This is a genomic window from Rhizobium pantanalense, from assembly GCF_030182525.1.
Classification (GTDB): Bacteria; Pseudomonadota; Alphaproteobacteria; order Rhizobiales; family Rhizobiaceae; genus Rhizobium.
This window is the reverse complement of sequence record NZ_JAQJCH010000001.1, coordinates 443,775-466,403: the sequence shown is the minus strand read 5'-3', so window position 1 is coordinate 466,403 and position 22,629 is coordinate 443,775. Positions and strand designations below refer to the sequence as shown.

General features: G+C 60.1%; 20 protein-coding genes. 8 read left to right on the top strand and 12 right to left on the bottom strand.

All coding sequences use genetic code 11. From position 1 onward, the window contains the following. Window positions 1–4 precede the first annotated feature (4 nt). From PH558_RS02230 to PH558_RS02205, 6 genes are all read right to left on the bottom strand, one after another. The gene (locus PH558_RS02230; RefSeq protein WP_095435606.1) at window positions 5–907 is read right to left on the bottom strand and encodes a branched-chain amino acid ABC transporter permease; all 903 of its coding nucleotides are present in this window, start codon (window positions 905–907) and stop codon (window positions 5–7) included. A 307-nt stretch (window positions 908–1,214) separates the two neighbouring features. Beyond that, entirely contained in the window at window positions 1,215–3,641 is a 2,427-nt protein-coding gene (locus PH558_RS02225) for a GcvT family protein (protein WP_285201950.1), read from the bottom strand. A gap of 217 nt (window positions 3,642–3,858) precedes the next feature. Continuing rightward, complete coding sequence (locus PH558_RS02220; protein WP_285201949.1) at window positions 3,859–4,413, bottom strand: sarcosine oxidase subunit gamma; 555 nt, start codon at window positions 4,411–4,413, stop codon at window positions 3,859–3,861. 7 nt (window positions 4,414–4,420) lie between these two features. Then, on the bottom strand, window positions 4,421–7,378 hold the full coding sequence (locus tag PH558_RS02215) for a sarcosine oxidase subunit alpha family protein (protein WP_285201948.1): 2,958 nt from the start codon (window positions 7,376–7,378) through the stop codon (window positions 4,421–4,423). Beyond that, complete coding sequence (locus tag PH558_RS02210; RefSeq protein ID WP_285201947.1) at window positions 7,375–7,650, bottom strand: sarcosine oxidase subunit delta; 276 nt, start codon at window positions 7,648–7,650, stop codon at window positions 7,375–7,377. Before PH558_RS02210 ends, PH558_RS02215 begins: the two co-directional genes overlap by 4 nt. 13 nt (window positions 7,651–7,663) lie before the next feature. Beyond that, on the bottom strand, window positions 7,664–8,917 hold the full coding sequence (locus PH558_RS02205; protein WP_285201946.1) for a sarcosine oxidase subunit beta family protein: 1,254 nt from the start codon (window positions 8,915–8,917) through the stop codon (window positions 7,664–7,666). Between the two features lie 329 nt (window positions 8,918–9,246). Between PH558_RS02205 and cysQ the strand changes: the two genes are divergently transcribed. From cysQ to PH558_RS02190, 3 genes are all read left to right on the top strand, one after another. Beyond that, a complete protein-coding gene (gene cysQ, locus PH558_RS02200; protein ID WP_285201945.1) occupies window positions 9,247–10,041 on the top strand; it encodes a 3'(2'),5'-bisphosphate nucleotidase CysQ in 795 nt (264 codons plus the stop codon). Between the two features lie 299 nt (window positions 10,042–10,340). Then, entirely contained in the window at window positions 10,341–10,616 is a 276-nt protein-coding gene (gene sciP, locus PH558_RS02195) for a CtrA inhibitor SciP (RefSeq protein WP_004107124.1), read from the top strand. Between the two features lie 240 nt (window positions 10,617–10,856). Continuing rightward, complete coding sequence (locus PH558_RS02190) at window positions 10,857–11,138, top strand: GNAT family N-acetyltransferase (RefSeq protein WP_285201944.1); 282 nt, start codon at window positions 10,857–10,859, stop codon at window positions 11,136–11,138. Between the two features lie 233 nt (window positions 11,139–11,371). On the opposite strand, the gene PH558_RS02185 is transcribed toward PH558_RS02190, so the two are convergent. After that, a complete protein-coding gene (locus tag PH558_RS02185) occupies window positions 11,372–11,728 on the bottom strand; it encodes a flagellar export protein FliJ (RefSeq protein WP_095435612.1) in 357 nt (118 codons plus the stop codon). 441 nt (window positions 11,729–12,169) lie between these two features. Here PH558_RS02185 and ctrA point away from each other — a divergent pair, with 441 nt between their 5' ends. After that, complete coding sequence (gene ctrA / locus PH558_RS02180; RefSeq protein ID WP_069611718.1) at window positions 12,170–12,871, top strand: response regulator transcription factor CtrA; 702 nt, start codon at window positions 12,170–12,172, stop codon at window positions 12,869–12,871. A gap of 135 nt (window positions 12,872–13,006) precedes the next feature. Here the strand turns inward: ctrA and PH558_RS02175 are convergent, their stop codons facing one another. Continuing rightward, entirely contained in the window at window positions 13,007–13,369 is a 363-nt protein-coding gene (locus PH558_RS02175) for a response regulator (RefSeq protein WP_095435613.1), read from the bottom strand. A gap of 201 nt (window positions 13,370–13,570) precedes the next feature. Further along, entirely contained in the window at window positions 13,571–14,218 is a 648-nt protein-coding gene (chpT, locus tag PH558_RS02170; RefSeq protein ID WP_285201943.1) for a histidine phosphotransferase ChpT, read from the bottom strand. 301 nt (window positions 14,219–14,519) lie between these two features. Here chpT and PH558_RS02165 point away from each other — a divergent pair, with 301 nt between their 5' ends. Together PH558_RS02165 and PH558_RS02160 are read left to right on the top strand one after the other, a co-directional pair. Further along, complete coding sequence (locus tag PH558_RS02165; protein ID WP_285201942.1) at window positions 14,520–15,131, top strand: DUF1134 domain-containing protein; 612 nt, start codon at window positions 14,520–14,522, stop codon at window positions 15,129–15,131. Between the two features lie 186 nt (window positions 15,132–15,317). Next, window positions 15,318–16,529 (top strand): coiled-coil domain-containing protein, encoded by a 1,212-nt coding sequence (locus PH558_RS02160; RefSeq protein ID WP_285201941.1) that lies wholly within the window; start codon window positions 15,318–15,320, stop codon window positions 16,527–16,529. Between the two features lie 19 nt (window positions 16,530–16,548). Here the strand turns inward: PH558_RS02160 and PH558_RS02155 are convergent, their stop codons facing one another. Together PH558_RS02155 and PH558_RS02150 are read right to left on the bottom strand one after the other, a co-directional pair. Next, window positions 16,549–17,379 carry a TrmH family RNA methyltransferase gene (locus PH558_RS02155; RefSeq protein WP_285201940.1) on the bottom strand — a complete coding sequence of 277 codons (831 nt, stop codon included), beginning with the start codon at window positions 17,377–17,379 and terminating at the stop codon, window positions 16,549–16,551. A gap of 10 nt (window positions 17,380–17,389) precedes the next feature. Next, the gene (locus PH558_RS02150; protein ID WP_095435618.1) at window positions 17,390–17,767 is read right to left on the bottom strand and encodes a hypothetical protein; all 378 of its coding nucleotides are present in this window, start codon (window positions 17,765–17,767) and stop codon (window positions 17,390–17,392) included. Between the two features lie 49 nt (window positions 17,768–17,816). Between PH558_RS02150 and PH558_RS02145 the strand changes: the two genes are divergently transcribed. Together PH558_RS02145 and rpoH are read left to right on the top strand one after the other, a co-directional pair. Further along, the gene (locus PH558_RS02145; protein ID WP_095435619.1) at window positions 17,817–18,842 is read left to right on the top strand and encodes an RluA family pseudouridine synthase; all 1,026 of its coding nucleotides are present in this window, start codon (window positions 17,817–17,819) and stop codon (window positions 18,840–18,842) included. Window positions 18,843–19,207: 365 nt separating this feature from the next. Beyond that, a complete protein-coding gene (gene rpoH / locus PH558_RS02140) occupies window positions 19,208–20,116 on the top strand; it encodes an RNA polymerase sigma factor RpoH (protein WP_069611726.1) in 909 nt (302 codons plus the stop codon). Between the two features lie 85 nt (window positions 20,117–20,201). On the opposite strand, the gene PH558_RS02135 is transcribed toward rpoH, so the two are convergent. Then, window positions 20,202–22,577: a hypothetical protein gene (locus PH558_RS02135; protein ID WP_285201939.1), complete on the bottom strand. Its 2,376-nt coding sequence runs from the start codon at window positions 22,575–22,577 to the stop codon at window positions 20,202–20,204. Window positions 22,578–22,629: the final 52 nt, after the last annotated feature.

The following is a 22,629-nucleotide window of genomic DNA, read 5'->3' as shown; positions in this document are numbered from 1 at the left end:
GGCGTTATACCTTTTCGACTTCCGGCCGACCGAGAATACCCGTCGGCTTGAAGATCAGCACGTAGGCAAGGATGCCGTAAGTGGCGACATCCTTATACGCGATGGGAAAATTGCCAGACCAGAAGGACTCGATGAAGCCGATCATCAGGCCGCCGAGAACAGCGCCCGGAAGCGAGCCGATGCCGCCCAGAACCGCTGCCGTGAAAGCCTTGACGCCCGGCACGAAACCGTCCGTGAAGTTGGCAACACCATAATACATCAGATACATCGTGCCGGCGACAGCAGCGAGAGCGGCACCCATGATGAAGGTGATGGAGATGGTGCGGTCGACATTGATGCCGAGCAGTGCCGCCATCTTGCGATCCTGTTCGGTCGCCCGCTGAGCACGCCCAAGCGCCGTCTTGTTGACGATATACCAGAAGGCGACGAGCAGCACCACGGTGACGATGAAGACGATGATCTGCTTCAGCGACAGCGAGACGCCGCCGAAGTTGTAGACATCACCCACCAGCGTCGGGATCGGCTTGTTGCGCGGCCCCTGTGCGACCTGGATGAAGTTCGACAGAACGATCGACATGCCGATCGCCGTGATCAGCGGCGCGAGGCGGAACGAACCGCGCAGCGGTCGATAAGCCACCCGCTCGATCACCCAGTTCCACAGGCTCGTCATCAGCATGGCGACGATCAGCATGACAAGCAGCATGATCGCGACCGGCAGGCCGGCGAAGAGCGAAACGAGAACCAGATAGGTGATGAGAGCGGCAAAGCCGCCAAGCATGAAAACATCACCGTGGGCAAAATTGATCATGCCGATGATGCCGTAAACCATGGTGTAACCAATGGCGATCAGGCCGTAGATCGACCCGAGAGTCAGCCCGTTTAAGAGCTGCTGGATAAAATAATCCATATATCATTTCCCCTGGATGCGGCGTCATACGACCGCATCTCTTATTGCTTTTTTAGGTTCCTTCTAGAGGCCTATGGCCGCGATTCCATACTGGTTTCGAAGGAAATGTGAAGCCAAAAAGGCGAGAAATTGACAAATTCTTTTCAAATCGCCGTGCGCTGATGCGAATCCGACCAAAAATGGCACGAAAGCGGCAGGCTATGGCTCAAAATTAGCCAAAACCGACAAGCGGCGCCTGCACTCTGAAGAGCTCTTGTCAGAGGCAGGCCTCGTCGGGCCTGCCATAGGGATCGTCTGAACCGCAACTTTACGCGCGCATCCTGGCACCATCCGCATCGAACAGCGGCTCGGCCTGCAGCCTTGCCGGCAAGAGCTCACCGAGCAGTTCGATCGACCAGCCTTGCGCCTTGTCGGCGATTTCCTTCGGCACGTAACCTACAGCGACGGAAAGACCGGAAGCGTGCGCATAGCCGCCTGACGTCACCCAGCCGCAGACCGCACCGTTGTGATAGATCGGCTCATCGCCGATGACATCGGCATCCCTGGCCGAGAGGATGAAGGTCCGCAGGCGCAATGTGCCGCCCCCCGCCTTTTCCTTGGCAGCCGCCGCCTTGCCGATGAAATCAGCCTCTTTGGACAGCGCCACGAATCGGTCGAGGCCAGCCTCGAGCGGCCCGTAGAGTGGCCGGTATTCGCGCGCCCAGCTGCCGTAGGATTTGTCGAGGCGCAGAGCATTCAGCGCTCTCAACCCAAAGAGCCGGATGCCGAACTCGGCGCCTTCCTCCATCAGCAAATCAAAGATATAGCGCTGATGCTCCGGCTTCATCCAGATTTCGTAGCCAAGGTCACCGGTATAGGAGACGCGGCCGACGATGGCGGGTGCCATGCCGATATCCATGCGGCGGATCGACATGAAGGGGAAGGCGGCCGTGGAGAAATCCTGATGGGTCAGCTTCTGCAGCAACTTGCGGGCATTCGGGCCGGCGATCGAAAGGCCGAGGAGCGAAAGCCCGAGCGCCTGGAGCTCGACAGAACCGTCCTTCGGCAGCAGGCCTTCGAACCAGCGCATATGATAGGCTTCGGCAACGCCGGAGCCGATGAGAAGGAAATCCCCCTCGCCCAGCTTTGCCAGCGTGAAATCGCCGATCAGCTTGCCATCATGCTTTAGCATCGGCGCCAGCGTCATGCGGCCGATAGCCGGGATGCGGCAGGTCAGCAGCTTGTCGAGAAAGGCTTCCGCGCCCGGTCCTTTCACCGAATACTTGGCAAAGCCCGAAGTCTCCATCAGGCCGACGCTCTCGCGCACCGCCTTGGCTTCGGCGGCAACGACATCGAAGTCGTTGGAGCGGCGCCAGGAGAATTGGTCGGCCTCACCCTGCGGCGCGAACCACAGGGCCTGCTCGAGACCATAATAGGCGCCGAATACGCCGCCGGCTTGCTTCAACTTGTCGTAGATCGGCGTCGTCAGCAGCGGACGTGCCGCCGGGAGCTCCTCGTTGGGATAGCGGATCGAGAAGCGGCGGGCATAGTTCTCGCGTACCTTGGCATTCGTATAGGCGAGCGTCGCATAATCGCCGTACCGGGAGACGTCCATGGCGAAGACGTCGAAGCCCGGATCGCCGTAGATCATCCAGTTGGCGAGCGCGAGACCGACACCGCCGCCTTGGCTGAAGCCGGCCATGACGGCGCAAGCCGACCAGTAGTTCCTCAAGCCACGTACGGGACCGACGAGCGGATTGCCATCAGGCGAGAAGGTGAAGGGGCCGTTGATGATCTTCTTGATGCCGGCATTGTTGAACGCCGGAAAATGGCGGAAGCCGACTTCCAGTTCCGGCGTGATGCGCTCGATATCCTCGGCCAGCAGTTCGTGACCGAAATCCCAGGGCGTCGTTACCGGCGACCATGGCCGGCAGGCCTTTTCATAGGTGCCCATCAGCATGCCCTGCCGCTCCTGGCGCAGATAGATCTCGCCGTCGAAGTCGACGCAGTGCATGAGCTCCTTGCCCGTCGTCTTGTTGAAGTCGATGACCTCGGGCATATCCTCGGTGATGAGATACATATGCTCCATCGCGAGCACCGGCAGCTCCAGCCCGACCATACGGCCGACTTCGCGCGCCCAGAGACCGGCGGCGTTGACGACATGCTCGGCGATGATCTCGCCCTGATTGGTGATGACACGCCAGGAACCATCCTCGCGCTGCACCAGCTCTTCCACCTTGGTATGCAAGTAGATTTCAGCGCCGTTCTTCTTGGCCGAACGAGCATAGGCATGCGTGGTGCCATAGGGATCGAGATGACCTTCGACGGGATCGTAAAGAGCGCCGACGAACTGTTCAGGATCGAGGAGCGGCATCATCTCATGCGCTTCCTTCGGCGTCAGCAGCGCCGCCTCCAGACCATTGTAGCGGCCCTTGGCAAGAATGGATTTCAGCCAGTCGAAGCGCTGCGGGGTGGCCGCCAGCATCAGTCCGGAGGTCAGATGCAGGCCGATATCCTGGCCCGAATATTCCTCGATCTCCTTGTAGAGCTCGACCGTATATTTCTGCAGCTTGGCAACGTTCGGATCGCCATTGATCGTATGCATACCGCCGGCGGCATGCCAGGTCGAGCCGGATGTCAGCTCGGAGCGCTCGAGCAGCACCACATCCGTCCAGCCGAATTTCGTCAGGTGATAGAGCACCGAACATCCGACGACACCGCCACCGATGACGACGACCTTGGCATGGCTTTTCATTGGGAATCCCCTGTTTTCGGCACGAAGCCGCCGGGTGTCTTCCCGCGCGACCGACCGTATTTGAGAGGAAACCTAGAGACTATCCGATAGGCCAAATAGCCCGAACTGCGAAACCGATATGTCTGTTTGCGCCATCGCAATTGTTCGGATCGCGCCATCTGCTATTAGCAACGGAATCCGGCTGCAAGCCATTCCATGTGCGGCAACGTCAGGATTTTCAGTCGGCGAAGCCGGCCGTGAGCGCGAACTCCCGTCCCATTTCCATGATCTCTTCGAACACGCTGCCCGCATAGGAGCGCGGCACGATGATTTCGAAACGATCCGGACCGGTGCGGGCAACATTGGCGCTGACATAGCAGCACAGCATGTTGGCAGACTGCCCCTCGGCAAAAACCTGCGGATGCAGATCGACAGCCACGCATTTGGCGAGGATGCGACGAACGCTCGGGCCTGAGATGCGCAACAGCACGCGACCGTCGCTCTGCTCGAAGAAGGAGGCCCGGGCGGGATCGAGCGTGAAAAGATCTCGTGCCACGCTATCGGCACCGAGCGTCTCCGACACCACGAACCATTCCCTCGGCCCGACATCGCGAACCGATACATCCTTCAGCGCCTTCAGGCTTGCCAGAACGCCATTCTGATCGCCAGCCTTCGCGAGCACGGAGAAAATCGCCGGACGACGCACGACGGCGAGATGATTCGGATTTGCGGCAGCTTCGAAGCCGGAAATATGATCTTCCAGCACATGACTGTTCTGAAACGCGACGCTCATCGATCCATCACCCCAAAAGCTTCTTGTTGTCGGGATCGACGAAGACGGGGCTGCAGACCTCTGCCGCCACTTCCTCGCCACGCAACCCGTCCCAGACGACCACGCGCTCGCCGATGCGTTCCCGGCCGGACTTCAGGAAAGCGAGCGCGATGGAATGACCGAGCGTCGGCGAGAAGCACGCCGAAGAGACATGCCCCTGATCGTTCACGGTCGAAGGCCTCGCGCCCTCCTTCAAAATATGCGCTCCGGCGAGAATTTCCTTGGCCGTATCGATCGGCTTCAGACCCACAAGCTGGCCGCGGTCGGCGGCGGTCAGACCAAAGCGGGTGGACAGCCGCTTGCCGATGAAATCCGGCTTCTGCGTCGACATCATGCGGCCAAGCCCGACATCGTCAGGCGTGGTGCGGCCATCGAGCTCGTTATGGGTGACGTGCCCCTTCTCGATACGCAGCACGTTGAGCGCTTCGACGCCATAGGGGCAGATACCATGCGCCTTGCCGGCTTCCATAACGGCATCGGCGACCGCCTCGCCGTAGCCGGCCGGGACCGCGAGTTCATAGGCGAGTTCGCCCGAGAAGGAGATGCGGAACAGACGCGCCCTGAGGCTGCCCTTCAGCATCACTTCGGCAGCGGCAAGGAACGGGAAGAACGCGTCGGAAATATCGTCCTCGACAATCTGCTCCAGCACCAGCCGCGCCTTCGGGCCGGCAATCGCCATCTGCGCCCACTGATCGGACGAGGACACGAAGCGAACGTCCAGCAGCGGCCAAAGCGTCTGGGCGCAGAATTCCATATGCGTCATGACCTCGCCGGCCATTGCCGTCGTGGTCGTCATGAAAAAGTGGTCGGGCGTCAGCCGGCTCGTCGTGCCGTCATCGAAAACCATACCATCTTCGCGCAGCATCAAACCGTAGCGCGCCTTGCCGATTGGCAGCTTAAGGAAGGCATTGGAATAGAGGCGGTTGAGAAACTCCGCCGCGTCCTTGCCGAAAATCTCGATCTTGCCGAGCGTCGACACGTCGCAGATCCCGACATTGTTGCGGACGTTCAGCACCTCGCGGTCGACGCTGTCGCGCCAGCCTTTCTCGCCCGGCCGGGCGAACCAGGACGAGCGATACCAGAGACCAGCCTCGACGAAGACCGCGCCATTCTTCTTCGCCCATCCATGAAGCGGCGATTCCCTGACCGGCTGCGCATGCTTGTCGCGCGCGGTTCCCGCCAGTGCGCCAAAGGATACCGGCGTATAGAACGGCCGGAATGTCGTGGTGCCGACGGCGGCCGGGCTGACACCGCGCATGCCGGCGATGATGCCGGCGGCGTTGACATTGCCGAGCTTGCCTTGATCCGTCGCCATGCCGCTTGTCGTATAGCGCTTGGCATGTTCCACATGGCCGAAGCCTTCGCGCAAAGCGAGCCCAAGATCCTTAGTGTGGACGTCGTTCTGAAAGTCGACGAACGCTTTGTCTTTGGCACCTGGCACATGCCAGATCGCCGCGAAAGATGGATCGTACTCGCCTTCAACCTCAAGAAAATCTTCCGCATGAGCCGTGCAGCCCAGGCTTTCGATAATCACCCGCGCCTTCTGTGCGCCATCGGCAAGACAGCCGGAAACGCTCTCGATGCCCGCAGCCGAACCGGCAATCTCCAGCTCACCGGAGACGATCGGCGCCATGAAGGCCTGCATCTCGTCCGACCAGACCGGCTTGGCGCCGCGCTGGCAGGCAAGATGGATGATCGGCGACCAGCCGCCCGATATGGCCAGCGCATCGCAGGCAATCAGCTCATCGAGCCCGCCGCGATCGGCGATGACGCCGCTGATGCGATACTTACCCTTCGTCGCGTGGATGGTTGCCGCATGAATCACGCGCACGCCCTGAGGAGCAGCATCGGCCGCCGCGGCTCGCGTATCGAGGATTGCCGAAATCTCGACCCCTGCAGCGGCAAGGTCGGCAGCAGTTCTGTAGCCGGAGCCGCCATTGGTAAAGACCGCTACCTTCCGCCCGGCAACCACGCCATAGCGGTTGAGATAGCTACGCATGGCGCCGGCCATCATCACGCCTGGGCGATCATTGCCGCCGAACACCAGCGGCCGCTCTTCCGCGCCCGAGGCGAGGATGGCGCGCTTGGCGGCGATGCGCCAGAGGCGTTCGACCGGCAAGTCGGGCGACGGCATCGCCACATGTTTCTGCACCTTCTCGACGGCACCGAAAACGTTGCCGTCATACCAGCCGAACACGGTCGTGCGCGGCATCAAGGTGACGTTCTCGAAGCTCTGCAGCTCCTCAAGGGTCGCCTGCACGAAAACGTCAGCGGAAGCGCCGCCGATCGTCAGCTTTTCCGACAAGAGCGAGCCGCCCAGCCGGAAACCCTCATCCGCCAATACGACACGCAAGCCGGCGCGGGCAGCGGTCAGAGCCGCCATTAGGCCCGCCGGACCGGAGCCGATCACAAACAAATCGCAATGCGCCCAGGCTTTCTCGTAGCGGTCCGGATCGGCCTGCATGACCGCCTTGCCGAGGCCGGCGGCGCGCCGGATGATCGGCTCATAGACCTTCTCCCAGAAGGCAGCGGGCCACATGAAGGTCTTGTAGTAGAAGCCGGCTCCGAGGAAGGGCGAGAGCAAGCTGTTGACCGAGCCGAAATCGTGCTTCAGCGACGGCCAGCGGTTCTGGCTTACAGCCGCCATGCCCTGATAGAGCTCGGCGACAGTGGCGCGCGTATTCGGCTCGGTGCGCCCATCCTTGCCGATGGTGACGAGCGCGTTAGGCTCGGCCGAACCGGCCGTGAGGATACCGCGCGGCCGGTGATATTTGAAGCTGCGGCCAACCAGCAGCTGGTCGTTGGCAAGCAGAGCGGCGGCGAGCGTATCGCCTTCCAACCCTTTCATTTCCTTGCCGTCGAACTGGAAGGACAGGGGGCGGCTGCGATTGACGAGGCCGCCGGTCGACAGACGATAGGCCGTCATCGCGCCGCCTCCTTCGCCTTGTCCTCGGCATCGGTAACGGAAAAGACCTCATGGGTGACATTGCTGCGGTCGACGACCAGCCAGCGGCGGCATCCGGTGCTATGGTGCCAATATTCCTCAATCCGGCCGCGCTCGTTGTCGCGGATGAAGACATAACGGTTCCAGTCCTCATCCGGCGCCGTCGGCGCCGGGCGGGCAACGGACGCGCCGCGAATAGAGAATTCTTCTTTAGGTCGCACGCCGCAATGCGGGCAGTTGATCAAGCTTGCCATTGGTATTGTGCCCTCAATGCAGATTCGGCTGCGGACCCTTGCCGCCTTCGTCGATCGCAAAGCCGCGCTCGAAACGATCAAGACGCAGAAGGCGGCTGACATCGTGGCTCTCGTTCTTGGCGATCAGATGCGCGAAGCAGAAGCCCGAGGCCGGCGTCGCTTTGAAGCCGCCATAATTCCAGCCGCAGTTCAGATAAAGATTTTCGATGGGCGTCCGATCGATGATCGGCGAACCGTCCATGCTCATATCCATGACGCCGCCCCAGGTGCGCAGCACGCGGACGCGCGACAGGCCGGGAATGAGTGACACCCCCTCCTCCATCGTATGCTCGACGGTCGAAAGATTGCCGCGTTGCGCATAGGAGCTGTAGTAATCGATATCGGCGCCGAAGACCAAGCCGCCCTTGTCCGACTGGGATATATAGAAGTGTCCCGCGCCATAGGTGATGACATTGTCGATAACAGGCTTCAGCCCTTCGGAAACAAAAGCCTGCAGCACATGCGTTTCGATTGGGAGCTCCAGACCGGCCATATTGCCGAGAATCGACGTATGACCTGCGGCCGCAAGCGCCAGCTTGTTGCAGCCGATGAAGCCGCGGTTGGTTTCGACCCCCGTTACAGCACCGCCCTCGTCGCGGCGGATGCCGAGCACTTCGCATTGCTGGATCAGATCGACGCCGCGGCTGTCGGCTCCGCGCGCATAACCCCAGGCGACCGCATCGTGCCGCGCCGTGCCGCCACGCCGCTGCAGGAGGCCGCCAAGGATCGGAAAGCGCGCATGGTCGAAATTGAGGTAAGGCATCATCCGCCGAACCTGTTCGCGGTTTAGAAGCTCCGCATCGACACCGTGCATGCGCATGGCGTTGCCGCGCCGGGCATAGGCATCGCGCTGGCCATCGGAATGAAAGAGGTTGACGATGCCGCGCTGGGACACCATGGCATTGTAGTTGAAGTCCTGTTCCAGCCCTTCCCAGAGCTTCATCGAGAACTCGTAGAAAGGCTCGTTGCCGGGCAGCAGATAATTGGAACGGATGATCGTCGTGTTGCGGCCGACATTGCCGGAGCCGATATAGCTCTTTTCCAGCACTGCAACATTGGTAATGCCGAATTCCTTGGCGAGATAATAGGCCGTTGCCAGGCCATGTCCGCCGCCGCCGACGATGATCACGTCATAATGTGCTTTCGGCTCCGGCGTCCGCCACACCGGCTGCCACTGGCGATTGCCTGAAAACGCCTGTTTTAGAAGCTGATAAGCCGAATAACGCATGCATTCATCCTGATCATTACCCGGCCGCACATTCGCATATGCAATAAAAACGACAAGTCCCGAAAGAGCGAAAAAGCTTCGCAAACAGAACATGATCTTTTCCGAATGCGCAGCGATGGACGCTATCTGCTGCGGAAGGAATACACGGCCGGCCGGCCAAAGGCCTGTCTTTCCGGACCGCTGTTGCTAAACCCTCGCGCAAGCGCTATGGCCAAGAAAGCCGGGGCATCGGAAGTCTTAACTTCGCAATCGCAACTTCTTATATATTCTTATATATAATATCCCCGGAGAGTTCAGGCGCGGACAGCGCGCGGAAGACGAAGAAGCACATGCTTGCAACATTCGAAAAGGCGGCGCTCGAAGCAGGAAAGGCCATCCTGGAGGTCTATCGTGCCGGCTATTCCGTTGCCTTGAAGCAGGACATGAGCCCCGTAACACTGGCCGACGAACGGGCCGAACACGTTATTCTCAGACACCTCGAGCGCGATTTTCCCCATATCCCGGCCATTGCCGAAGAGCAGGTTTCAGCCGGCAAGATTCCGGATGTCCGCGGCCGCGCCTTCTTTCTCGTCGACCCGCTCGACGGCACCCGAGAGTTCATCGAGCATCGTGATGAATTCACCGTCAACATCGCCTATATCGAGGACGGCATCCCCGTCATCGGCATCGTCTACGCACCGGCGCTCGGCGTCGCCTTTACCGGCGAGCCCGGCAGGGCGCGCAAGCTGATGGTGGACAAGTATTTTGCCATTACCAGCCGCGTCAATATTGCGGTGCGTGAACCGCCAGCCAAGCTGACTGCGCTTGCCAGCCGCTGCAATAGCAATGCGAAAACCGAAGGTTTTCTCGCCGACAATGCGGTCTCCGGCTGCACGTCGATCGGTTCGTCGCTGAAATTCTGCCTGCTCGCCGAGGGCAAGGCCGATGTTTATCCGCGTTTCGGCCGTACCATGGAATGGGATACGGCAGCCGGCGATGCGGTATTGCGGGCGGCGGGCGGCAAGACCGTCACGGCCGAGGGTGGCCTTCTGACCTACGGCAAGACCGACCAGAGCGCGGACGCCGACTTCGCCAATCCGCACTTCATCTGCTGGGGCGGACAGAAGCACGGCGTCTCCGCGTAAGTTTATTTGCAAGTAAAAACAATTCCTGCAGCTTTTCTTGAACGCGCGAGTAGCGGAGCGGACCGGCTAATTTCGGCCCGAAAGCGTAAGTTTTCACTGACGAAAAATCATAGAGTGAATACGATTTTCCCTGAAGTAACAGGGGCTTTTGTGCATTTTTCTCAGGCGAAACATACGCAAATCAGCACTTCGCCACATTGATTAAAATTATTAGCAAAGTCTTACCAGGTGCTTAGGCAATTTTTAAATGTGGCAAGCTAGAGTGCCACACGTGGTCTTGAGTGTGTGTAGAGAGTCCAATGACCGAAATGATACGTCCCCGAGTGAAGTATGTCATCGGCCCCGATGGCAGCCCGCTGACGATAGCAGACCTTCCGCCGCCGAATACGCGCCGCTGGGTCATTCGTCGTAAAGCTGAGGTTGTCGCCGCCGTGCGTGGTGGTCTGCTCAGCTTGGAAGAAGCCTGCGAACGTTATACGTTGACCGTCGAAGAGTTCCTCTCCTGGCAGTCGTCCATCAATACCCATGGCCTGGCTGGCCTCCGGACGACCCGCATACAGCAGTATCGCCACTGACAGCAGCGACAGCACCACCTTTATTCTACTTTGTGTTCGGGCCTCTTTTCTGAAAAAGGAGGCCCGAATTATTTGTTGAAGTGCGCCCCTAGCGTCTAGCCCGCCGAACGGTAAGGAGCTTGGTAGGTCCGTATTTTGACATCAACCTAAACGAAGACGATCCGTTAACAATCTCGACGGTTGGCAGACGCCGGAGCGCATGCAATCCTCGTTGCATCAGACGCGACAAGGGAGAAAATCATGGATATCCGCGACGAAAACAATGCATCCGGCGGCCGTTATTTTGCAACGGTCGAGGGCTACGAGGCGGAGATGACCTTTTCCCGCACGTCTCCCAAGCTGATCATCGTCGATCACACCGGCGTACCGGATGCCCTGCGTGGCAAGGGAGTCGGCCAGGCGCTGGCGCTTCACGCCGTCGAAGAGGCGCGCCGCGGCGGCTGGAAAATCATCCCGCTCTGCCCCTTCTTCAAGGCGCAGGCACAACGCCATGATGACTGGCGCGACGTCGTCAATCTCTAAAACGCGGTGCTTTAAGTACGGCAGCATGCGCGCATCGCATGACCAAGCGGGGCACAATCCGTCCAATCGGTCGGATTACCTTCGAAAACGCAAAAGCTGCGCATGGCCGGCCCCATCACGGCCAGTCATGCGCAGCTTTCATGCTCTTCCGTCATACTCTTCGCATTCCGAAGATAAGCTCCGTACCGGAACGCAATCATGCTTAATCCGAAGGAGAAGACGGAATTGCGATCTCAGGCGCGTGCCCGCGCCGGACTCGAACCATCACGCTCTTCGAGCGCTGCGGCCTTGGCATATTCGGCCTGCATTTCCTCAAGCGAATTTTCCAGCGCCTCTTCCTGAACCTGCAGCTCCCGGATCGAAACCTGCAGATTGTCCGCACGTTGACGGGCAGCCTTGGCAAAGGTCGGGTAGGCAAAATGGCTCGGATCGGAAATGCCGGACTTCTTCTCCTCGACGACGATCTGGCTTTCCAGTTCCTTCGTCATGCGGTCAAATTCCGCCATCATCATCTGCAACTGCTGCAGCTGACGGCGTTTTTCGTTCACCTGAAACTCTTTCAGGCGAACAAGGCTCTCACGTGACTTCATACGCATTACTCCCGTGATGCGAGACCCCGGCTCTCGATATTCCCGTTCGCCGAACCGCTTTGAGACGGCTTGGTTAAAAAAATTTCCAGCGATCTTAATAAAAGCCTACCGCTGGTAACCTTTCGTTTACGGGCATCGTTAATGATAGGCGCAATGATTTAAGGCTCGGTAAATGGTGTGGTCGGAATTCGACATGTCGGCATTGGTGAGTCAGATGAATCACTTGGCGTTGGTTGTTAATGCAATACTTTAGGAGTCGATTTTACTGATTGTCATTGGAAAACAGAGCAATGGAAAAATTATTTAATAAATTCGATACGACTTGCCAGAGTGAATCAGAATTTGTTAACCATTGCATGGCAGCTTCCAAATCAAGCAGTGATTTGATCGGTATCGCGTTAAGGGGCTGACGACCTTTCGGCGGCGGTAAAGGGGACAATTATGCGGGTTCTACTCATTGAAGACGATAGCGCGACAGCGCAGAGCATCGAGCTGATGCTCAAATCCGAAAGTTTCAACGTCTACACCACCGATCTCGGTGAAGAAGGCGTCGATCTCGGAAAGCTCTACGACTACGACATCATCCTTCTCGATCTCAACCTTCCCGACATGTCCGGCTACGAAGTGCTGCGCACGCTGCGCCTCTCGAAGGTCAAGACGCCGATCCTCATCCTCTCCGGCATGGCAGGCATCGAGGACAAGGTCCGCGGCCTCGGCTTCGGCGCCGACGACTATATGACCAAGCCTTTCCACAAGGATGAGCTGGTCGCCCGCATCCACGCTATCGTCCGCCGTTCCAAGGGCCATGCCCAGTCAGTGATCATGACCGGCGAGCTCATCGTCAACCTCGACGCCAAGACCGTCGAAGTCGGCGGACAGCGCGTGCATCTGACCGGCAAGGAATATCAGATGCTGGAGCTGCTCTCGCTGCGCAAGGGCACGACGCTCACCAAGGAGATGTTCCTCAACCATCTCTATGGCGGCATGGACGAGCCGGAACTGAAGATCATCGACGTCTTCATCTGCAAGCTCCGCAAGAAGCTCGCCAACGCCGCCGGCGGCGCCAACTACATCGAAACCGTGTGGGGCCGCGGCTACGTGCTGCGCGAGCCCGACAGCAGCGATTTCGCCGAAAGCGCCTGAGCCGCCTCCCCGCCTTTACTGCCGACACACAAAAATCCCGCCTTTTCAGGCGGGATTTTTGTTGACCTCAACGCAGCGCAAAATAATAGCCGCCTCGAAGAGCGGCTATCCTTGTTTCGATGTGTTCCGTTGAAATTAGGCGGCCGCGGCACGATTGCCGAAGATGGCCGTCAGGATCTTGCGATCGAATGGCTTCAGCAGAAAATCGGTCGCGCCGGCTCGTTTCCCGGCCATCAGCTTGCGAAGATCGGCCTCGATGACGCAGTAATAGATCTTCACGTCCTTGCCTTCAGGCATCGCGCGGATACTGGCGATGAACTCGAGCGCCCCCTCCATTCCGGCATCGACGATCAGATAGTCAGGCATTTCGGCCTGGCAGCGCATCAACGCTTCGCGGGCGTCCCCGGCTTCGCTCACGAGAAAATCCAGCTCGGACAGGATCCGTTTGCCGACCTTGCGTACGACATCCGACGTATCCGTTATCATGAACCGCTGCATGTGTGAGCTCCCTGGCATCAGCCGCCATCATCCGACATCGGCTTCAAATTGAAACGATAGGAGCAGCAAGCTAAGGATTCGTTACCGCTACATTATCAATTGAGCGGACAACCCCAAGATTGCACAGAATTTTCGACACACGAAAAAATAAGCCCGCAGCCGACGGTCGACTGCGGGCGAAAACGTCGACAGATCGACCTACTATTGGGCAACCATGGCCGCCACGAAGGTCAGTTCCTCCGGCGTCGCATTGTAGGAAAGCTCCATGCCGCTCTCCTCGGCCAGAAGCACCGTGTAATAGGGCTGGATCGAATGAGCGTCGACGGCTTCCTCCAGCGTACCGGAGCAAATCTCGGCGAACTTCGGCGGCACACGCATCAGCCGCCCCTTGGCGGTGATTGTGAACTTCGCCTCGAATTCGGGATTTTCAAGGGTGACCTCGATATTGCCGCCACGCGGAATGGCGCCATAGGCAACGAGGAAGAGATTGAGCAGCAGCTTCACGCGGTTCTTGGCGATGATCGCGCGCGGACCGATCCAACTGACCTCGGTCTTCTTCTCGGCGGCGGCGAAATCCTTGGCGGCCCGCTCCGCTTCGCCGGTGTCGATCGAGGCGCCGACCGAACCGGACGCGCCAAAGGCAAGGCGCGCGAATTTGAGGCGGACGGACGCGTTGAGCGCACTGGTGCGGATCAGATCCATCGCATCGGCGTCGGCACCACCCTCGTCGAGCAGCTCCAGGCCATTGTTGATCGCCCCAACCGGCGAAATCACATCATGGCAGACGCGGCTACACAGCAGCGCGGCCAGATCCGGTCCGGTCAGAGTGAGGTTGGGATTTTTCGACATTCATTGTCTCCTGAATGCTGACAGGGCAAAGCGAGTAGTTCCACCTTGCCACGGTAAGGTTGCCCGAGGGTTTCGCAGCCAGTGTACCGCGCGCCATAATGACACCATATTTGGTAAACCGATTGTTAAGACCATCGACGCAAAATGCGTTCATCACCATCAGACTTTTTCGCACGCGATTCGTCCTGCGAGAGATGGGCGAAATGGTCTGAAAATGGGGGCGTGCCATGCATGGCGCATTCAGGCGAATGCGTTGCCTATTCGTCCCTGTTGCACCGACCATGATGAACGGAAGACTTCCATGCGCTATGAATTCCTGAAGAGAATGCCAAGCCCCGGCACCAGAACGCTCGGCCTCGGCCTGATTCTGGCCATTGTCGCATTTGTGAGTTTCACGCTGCCGGTCCGTCAGGCCGCTGCCGCGCCCACCAATCAATATTCGGCCCAGGAAATCGTCGATGCCGGCCACTCCTTCTTCGGCTCCACCAGCGGCGGTCTTGCTAAGGTGGTCGAGCGCGCCTTCCAGCAATATGGCCTGCCGAATGGCTACATCCTCGGCCAGGAAGGCTCCGGCGCGTTTCTGGCAGGCCTGACCTATGGTGAAGGCCAGCTCAACACCAAGAATGCCGGCGAGCATCCGCTTTACTGGCAGGGACCTTCGCTCGGCTTGGACTACGGCGGCCAGGGCACCCGCGTCATGATGCTGGTCTATGATCTGCCGAGCATCAACAGCGTCTACACCCGCTTCGGCGGCGTCAGCGGCCAGGCATTCGTGGTTGCCGGCTTCGGCATGACCGTCCTGAAGAACAACAACATCGTGCTCGTTCCGATCCGCACTGGCCTTGGCGCACGCCTCGGCATCAACATGGGCTATCTTAAAGTCACGCCGAACCCGACCTGGAATCCTTTCTGAACTGACTTCTGATACGATCTCCCAAGCAGCACACGCCTTGGCCCGCTTCAGTTGCGGGCCTTTTCTTTCCGCAAAACCGGCACCGGGCCGATAAACCATATCCGCGTTAAACGCTTGCCCGCATGGCTAACCCATGATTAATCATTTTATCGATATCGAACATAACTCCAGGATACTGGCTGCGTCGTGATTCAATTTGCTCTCTTGTTCGGATTGGGCTTTCTGACGGCCGCTCTGCTGGTCTTTCTCATCGCGCCGGCAATCCATCGTCGTATCGTCTGGTTCACCGAAAAGCGCCTGAAGGCGACGATGCCCTTGAGCCCGCAGGAAGTGCGCGCGCAGAAGGACATGGCGCGCGCACTCTTTGCGGCTGAAAACGCGCGGACAGAACATGCCCTGACGCAGGAACGCGACAAGACCGTTGCGCTGCAGATCCAGAACGGCAAACTTCAGCAGGAAGCAAGCCGTCTTTCCGCCGCAAGTGCGGAGCTGCAGACCCGCATCAACGATCTGGAGGTGGAAGCAGGCGAGCTGCGCTCACGCCTGCGCCAGGAAGAGAGCTATATCAGCCAGCTGAAATCAAGCATCCACGCCGCCGAGCAGGCCAGCGCCGAGAAGGAAGCCGATATTGACAGCTTGCGCAAACGGATGACGAAAATGGGTGCCGATGCCGATAATCTCAGGATCGATCTGGCAGCCCGCGAAACCGAGATCGAGAGTCTGAAGCTGCGCATCAATACATTACGCGACGAACGCGATACGTTGCGCCAGGAGCTGAATGCGGCAAGCCTGCGCGCCGCAGATGCCGAACAGTCGCTGCGCCAGGAAAGCGACAAGAACAAGCGGCTTGAGGAACGCCTCAACCGCGAGATTGCTGGCAGCGCCGACAAGGAAACCGCGATCGAACGCCACGCCCAGGATGTCGTTCGCCTAAGGGAGCGGCTGGAGGCTGCCATCAAGGAATCGAAGGAAGCCGGCAAGGCGTTGCGCGCCGCTGGCCTCACGCCGCCGAAGAATGCCACAAGAACGCCGAAACTCGCTGCCCCATCGATAATTGCGGGCAGTGCCGGTGAGCAAGGAACCATAAGCGAGCCGCCGCAGGTGGCGGAACCGGAACGAAAAGTGGAAGACGAAATCACCCAGATGACGGAAGAGGTTCGCAATCGCGCAGCGGCCCTATCGGACCGCCTGCTGAAGGCTCGCACGCCAGCGCATGACGAAGCCATGCGCGAGGAGATTGCCAAGATCGCTGCCAACATGGTGGCGCTGACGGCACTCAAGGAAGGCGACGGCTCGCCGATCTTCGATCTCCTGCCGAAAGATCAGGACCCCGCCGAACCCGGCGCGCGCATCAGCCTCGCCGACCGCGTCGCCGCAATACTGCCGAAGCATCCCTGAGCTCCAATGAGCAACCCGCTCAGATGCGCCCGTTCTTTGCGGCAATCTCGAAAAGGGCAATGCCACTCGCCGTCGCGACATTGAGGCTGTCCAATCCCGGCGCCTGCGGAATCCGCACGCTGCCGAAGGCGGAGAGAATGCTTGCGGGCAAGCCCTCCCCTTCCGTGCCGACCACGAGCGCCATGCGCTCCGAAGCCGGGACGTCGCGAATATCGACCGCGCCTCGCGGCGATAGGCTCCAGATCGCAAAGCCATGCTCGGCAAGCCCCGCAAGCAGCTGAACGCCGCTTGATTGCCGGCGATAGGGCACGGTCAGGATCGATCCGACCGAAACCCGCAGCGCCTTGCGGTAAAGCGGATCGCAACAGCTTTCGTCGAGTAGCACCGCAGCCGCGCCGAAGGCCGCGGCATTGCGGAACATCGAACCCATATTGTCATGATTGGAAATGCCGCAGCCGACGAGCACCAGCGACTGCTTTGGGAGGCGGTCGAATAGGTCGCTCGTCCCGTCTTCAGCTGTTCTACGCCCCAGCGCCAGGACCCCGCGATGCAGATGGAAGCCGACAATGCCGTCGAGCACCTCGGCTTCGGCGATATAGATCGGGACTTCCGGTGGGAACGTGTCGATGATATCGCCAAGTCCAGCGACGCGATTTTTAAGCAGCAGCACTTTCTCAGCGAGGAAATCCCCGGCTGCCGCATGCGTGCCGGCGAGAAGCCGCAGCACGACGGTTCCTTCCGCTATGAAGCGGTTCTCTCGACCTGTCAGATCGCGTTCTCGGATATTGCGGAATTCGGCGATACGTGGATCGCCGGGATGCGTTATCTTGATGAGCCGCGCGCTCGTCATCGTCAGGCCGTCAGTTGGCGAGCGATATGGTCGCCACGATGCGGCCAATACCGTAGTCGAAGACGATAGCCTGGCGCTGGCCGCTGGCAAGCGTACCGTAGAACAGCACCTGATTGCCCGAGAGCGCCGTGGATTGAACGATAAAGCCCGCCGGCAGCAATGCCGTCACCGCAACCGGGGCATCGGACGGGATGGCGGATGCCGCCTGGCCCGCAGGCTTGGCCGCCGGCTTCATCGTCTTGTAGACAACGGCGCCGAAGACAGCCATAAGGCTCACCACCATGACGGCCGCAGAGACGATCTGCAGGCGGATCATCTTGCGTCGGACTTTCTCCAGGGCCGGATCGAGGGGCTTTTCCTCTTGATCGTCTGGCTCGAGATTCGTCATCGATGCGTCCTTGCTTCCAGTAGAGCGCTTTATGCGCCGGAGAATATGTTTGAGCGACCCCTTTAAAGAAGCCGCAGACAATAGAAAAGTCCTAACCGCCGATGAAAATGCCGAAGGACGACTCGATTCCTGGCTGACGGCCGAGATCGGCGAGGAATTTTCCCGCAGCCGCGTGCAAGGACTCATCAAGGACGGCGCCGTTACGCTCAAGGGCGCAGTGGTGACAGACGCCAAGCGCAAGGTGCGGCCCGGCGACGTCTACGAGATCACCCTGCCCGAACCGGAAGACCCGACGCCGCAGGGCGAGGATATTCCGCTGGATGTGCTCTATGAGGACGACGATGTCATCGTCATCTCCAAACCTGCCGGGCTAGTCGTCCATCCCGCAGCCGGCAATTGGACGGGGACCCTGGTCAACGCCCTAATCCACCATTGCGGGGACAGCCTTTCCGGCATCGGCGGCGTTCGCCGCCCGGGCATCGTGCACCGGCTGGACAAGGATACGACCGGCGTCATGGTCGTCGCCAAGAACGATGTGGCCCACCGGCATCTCTCCCTGCAGTTTGCCGATCACGGCCGCACGACCTCCTTGGAGCGCGCCTATCAGGCGATCGTCTGGGGACGTCCCCGCCAGCTTGTCGGCACCATTGATGCACCCCTCGGCCGGTCGAGCAGCGACCGCACGCGCCGCGCCGTCAAGCGCCCGGATTCGCAGGATGCCGACGAGGCGATCACGCATTACGAGGTGCTGGAGCGCTTTCACGAGACACCGGACGCGACCGCGCTTGCCTCACTGATCGAGTGCCATCTGGAAACCGGCCGAACGCATCAGATCCGCGTGCACATGGCGCATATTGGCCACCCGCTGCTCGGCGACGCCGTTTACGGAGGCGGCTTCAAGACCAAGGCCAACCTCCTGCCGGAAGCCGCAAAGCAGGCCGTCCATCGCTTCACGCGCCAGGCACTGCATGCCTATATGCTGCAATTCGAGCATCCCCGCACCGGCGAGGTCATGCACTTCGAGGCATCATTGCCTGAGGATATGGAAGAACTGGCGGCGGCACTCAGGGAATAGACGCCGAACATCACAATGACTGGACGCCCGCCCCCTTCCGCCCTATAATATCGCGTATGAAGGACCGATGTCCGAGCGCCTGTACTGACCGAAAACGCAACCGCGTTTGGGAGGTCGATGTGGTGATGCCGCATGGCGCTGGATTGTTCGGGAGGATAACCTCAAGGGCGATACTCCGGCGAGACCTGCGGTCACGCTGCTATAACACTTGCGTGACCGCATCCTTGAATCACCGTTTCGCCGTACTTATCTTTACATTGGTTAAGTGCGGGGTCCCCGGACCCGTACGCCTTGGTCCGCTTCGCAGAAGGCGCGCAAATACGCCCCCAGAAGGAACCAAATCTCGAATAGGAGGGTGCACAATCATGGCCCGTAATACCTTACCGTCCATTGCTGCCGGAGAAGCCGGCCTCAATCGTTATCTCGACGAGATCCGCAAGTTCCCCATGCTGGAACCGCAGGAAGAGTACATGCTCGCCAAGCGCTATGCGGAACATGCCGACCGTCAGGCTGCCCATAAGCTCGTTACCAGCCATCTGCGCCTCGTGGCGAAGATCGCCATGGGTTATCGCGGCTATGGCCTGCCGATCGGCGAAGTCGTGTCCGAAGGCAATGTCGGCCTGATGCAGGCCGTAAAGAAGTTCGACCCGGAACGCGGTTTCCGTTTAGCAACATACGCCATGTGGTGGATCAAGGCCTCGATCCAGGAATATATCCTGCGCTCGTGGTCGCTCGTAAAGATGGGCACGACCGCCAACCAGAAGCGCCTGTTTTTCAACCTGCGCCGTCTGAAGGGTCGCATCCAGGCCATCGACGATGGCGATCTGAAGCCGGAACATGTCACCGAGATCGCCACCAAGCTGAATGTCTCGGAAGAAGAGGTCGTTTCGATGAACCGCCGCCTCTCCGGCGACGCTTCGCTGAATGCGCCGATCAAGGCTTCCGAAGGCGATTCCGGCCAGTGGCAGGATTGGCTCGTCGATGACCACGACAGCCAGGAAGACGTGCTGATCGAACAGGACGAGCTCGACACCCGCCGCCGCATGCTGGCGCGCGCCATGGGCGTCCTGAACGACCGCGAACGCCGCATTTTCGAGGCGCGCCGTCTCGCCGACGAGCCGGTGACGCTGGAGGATCTGTCGTCTGAGTTCGACATCAGCCGCGAACGTGTCCGCCAGATCGAGGTTCGCGCCTTCGAAAAGGTGCAGGAAGCCGTGCAGAAGGATGCACTGGAACGCGCCAAGGCATTGCGCGTCGTCGAAGCAACGGCGTAACGCTTTCTGCTCAGCACATACTAAGCGTAACAAGAAAGGCGGGCCGAAAGCCCGCCTTTTCCATATCCATTAGATTTAAGACGACTTACTGGCCGCTCGAGGCAACACCGCCAAGTGCCTGCCACTCCGAAATCGCCTTGTTGAAGGCATCCGTTCCGACCGGCCCCTTTTCCATGGTCAGCAAGGCGCGACGGCCGTTACGATAGACCACCGGAATATCGATCCAGTTCCGGCTCTTCAAAAGATCGAGATTGGTCTTGCGCGCATCCGGGAAATCGTTGAGCGCCACCATATAGACATCGTCAGTGACCTTAGCCGGAACCGCGATCAGCGCATCGCCGCGATCCTGCTCGGTCGCCTTCAGCGCAACGCGCTGGACGTTGTCGATCGCCCCCCCTTCGAAATTCGGTGGCACCTGGAAGGCAAGCTCGATGAGATGGCTGGCCGGTAACGAGGAATCCGAGTTTCGCGAAACCGTGATCGTCGCCGTCAGGCCACGATCCGGGACGGTGATGAGACCCTGCACCGAAGGCTCCGGCCGGCCGTCAGGCCCCTTACCTTCCTGCAGCGACCAGCTGACCGTGCCCTGGAAAGCCGTGGGCGACGTCTGACCGAGGCGCTCCTCATAGAGGAAAACCTTCTGTCCATCGGTTGCCGGAGCGGTCTGCTGTGTTACGGGCGGCGGCTGGTTGGCGGCCTGTTGCTGCTGATTGGCGGCAGGCGCCTGCTGGTCCGTCGAAGCGGCGGGCGTGTTCGGTGCGGTGGTCGCAGGAGCTTGGCTCTGATTCGCACCGGCATTGTTGGCGGCCGGCGGCGTTGCCGTAGCGGCGGGTGCAGCGGAGGCAACATTCTGTTCGGCTACGGACTTGCCTTCCGCGACGCCGGGCTGCCCGTTCGGAGCCGGCCCTTCGTCCTCTTCGGTGCCATTCGCCAGAAGACGCTGCGTGAACTTCGTATTGACCGTATTCGGGTCGCTGCCCAAAGCCGCAACATCCGTGTTGCCGGCGCCTGCCGGCTGCTGAGCGGCCGTGTTGGTCTGTTGCGGCGCAGCCGCCTGCTGGGCAGGAGCTGCAGCATTGCCATTGTTCGGTGCCTTGCCGCTTGCCGTATCCGACGTCGAGGGCGCCGTCGCGTTCTTCGGAGCGGAGCTGACGAGCTTCGTCACCATGTTGTTGAGCGCATCGCGGTTCAGCCAGGCTGCGTAACCGCCACCTCCGACCACCGCGAGGCCGACGAGCGTAACGATGATGCCGGTGACATTGATACGACGGCGCTTCGGCTCCATGCGGAAGCTGCGGCCCTGTAGCTTCGCCGCCATCGCCTGATCGAGATCGGGCGGAACGGCAGAGCCGCCGCCACGTTCGTCGCCAGCACGCTTGTCGAAACCGGCAAGCTCCTTGAGTTCACGCCAGCCGTCGTTGTTGGCATCGGCTTCGGGCGCCGTCTTATTGGACGGATGCACATCCGCAAAGAGATCGACATCGTCAAAGGCATTTTCAGGCATTTGCCGAGCTGGCTGCTCCGTGGGCTTGGAAGCTGCCGATGCGGGCTGCATTTCCTCGAAGACATCCGCGTCCCAGGCAAAGCCGGTGTTGGTGGCTGCCGCCTTCGCGTTGACAGGCCCCTCAACGGGCTGGCCGAAGGGTGCTTCCGCAAAAGCCGCGGCCGGCATGACCGGCTCGCTGTGGCGGGAGACCGACGGCTGGGACGCAGCATGGGAAGTCGGTGCATCCACCTCCGCCCAGATCTGTTCAACCTGGCTTATGACATCGTCAGCCGGCGACGGCACGCGCGGCGCGGGGACAGGCTCGGCAGCGGCTGCCGGTGCCTCTTCCGCATAATGCTGGGGCTCGTTGCCATCACCCTTGAGCTCTTCATGAGAAACCGGCTCAGGGGCCGGCTCCTCATGAACTTCGGCATGGTGTTCGACGCCGGCATGTTCAGCGGTCGGAGCATAGGGCTCCTCTTCGTGATGCGGTTCCCGCCATTCCTCTGCCGGCTGGTGCTCATGCGCATGATCCGGCTCGGTAGGTGCGGTCGGCTCCTCATAGGCGTGCTGCTCGTGCTCGGCTTGTGCGACGTTGGGTTCTTCAGGGACATGCACCTCGGCAGGAGCCTGTGCAGGCTCTTCTGCATGCGGTTCCGCGTGTACTTCCTCGGCCGCATGATAGTCCTGAGCGGGCTCGACACCAGCCTCTTCATGCGGCACGGGCGCTTCGGCAACCGGGGGCTCCTCGCTGTCCGGCAGGGCCTCGGCATGTTCGGCCTCGACCTCGACGATCGCGGCCTCGAGCTTGTCGAGCTGGCGGCGCAGCATTTCCTCGGGCGGGCGCGGCTTCATGCTCTCGAGCTGCCGTTGCACGGCACCACGAGCTCGATCGTAAACCTTGACCCGCATCTCGGGAGTATTGTCCGTCAGGCCGTCAACGGCCCGTCGAATAACTGCTACAAAATCCGCCATCAGTACTTTCTCATGATACCCGGTGTGCAGCCGGGCCGGGATTCGTCATAGA

Coding starts and splice junctions, on each gene's coding strand:
- PH558_RS02230 (WP_095435606.1), bottom strand. CDS start 907: ATGGATTATTTTATCCAGCAGCTCTTAAACGGGCTGACTCTCGGGTCG.
- PH558_RS02225 (WP_285201950.1), bottom strand. CDS start 3,641: ATGAAAAGCCATGCCAAGGTCGTCGTCATCGGTGGCGGTGTCGTCGGA.
- PH558_RS02220 (WP_285201949.1), bottom strand. CDS start 4,413: ATGAGCGTCGCGTTTCAGAACAGTCATGTGCTGGAAGATCATATTTCC.
- PH558_RS02215 (WP_285201948.1), bottom strand. CDS start 7,378: ATGACGGCCTATCGTCTGTCGACCGGCGGCCTCGTCAATCGCAGCCGC.
- PH558_RS02210 (WP_285201947.1), bottom strand. CDS start 7,650: ATGGCAAGCTTGATCAACTGCCCGCATTGCGGCGTGCGACCTAAAGAA.
- PH558_RS02205 (WP_285201946.1), bottom strand. CDS start 8,917: ATGCGTTATTCGGCTTATCAGCTTCTAAAACAGGCGTTTTCAGGCAAT.
- cysQ (WP_285201945.1), top strand. CDS start 9,247: ATGCTTGCAACATTCGAAAAGGCGGCGCTCGAAGCAGGAAAGGCCATC.
- sciP (WP_004107124.1), top strand. CDS start 10,341: ATGACCGAAATGATACGTCCCCGAGTGAAGTATGTCATCGGCCCCGAT.
- PH558_RS02190 (WP_285201944.1), top strand. CDS start 10,857: ATGGATATCCGCGACGAAAACAATGCATCCGGCGGCCGTTATTTTGCA.
- PH558_RS02185 (WP_095435612.1), bottom strand. CDS start 11,728: ATGAAGTCACGTGAGAGCCTTGTTCGCCTGAAAGAGTTTCAGGTGAAC.
- ctrA (WP_069611718.1), top strand. CDS start 12,170: ATGCGGGTTCTACTCATTGAAGACGATAGCGCGACAGCGCAGAGCATC.
- PH558_RS02175 (WP_095435613.1), bottom strand. CDS start 13,369: ATGCAGCGGTTCATGATAACGGATACGTCGGATGTCGTACGCAAGGTC.
- chpT (WP_285201943.1), bottom strand. CDS start 14,218: ATGTCGAAAAATCCCAACCTCACTCTGACCGGACCGGATCTGGCCGCG.
- PH558_RS02165 (WP_285201942.1), top strand. CDS start 14,520: ATGCGCTATGAATTCCTGAAGAGAATGCCAAGCCCCGGCACCAGAACG.
- PH558_RS02155 (WP_285201940.1), bottom strand. CDS start 17,379: ATGACGAGCGCGCGGCTCATCAAGATAACGCATCCCGGCGATCCACGT.
- PH558_RS02150 (WP_095435618.1), bottom strand. CDS start 17,767: ATGACGAATCTCGAGCCAGACGATCAAGAGGAAAAGCCCCTCGATCCG.
- rpoH (WP_069611726.1), top strand. CDS start 19,208: ATGGCCCGTAATACCTTACCGTCCATTGCTGCCGGAGAAGCCGGCCTC.
- PH558_RS02135 (WP_285201939.1), bottom strand. CDS start 22,577: ATGGCGGATTTTGTAGCAGTTATTCGACGGGCCGTTGACGGCCTGACG.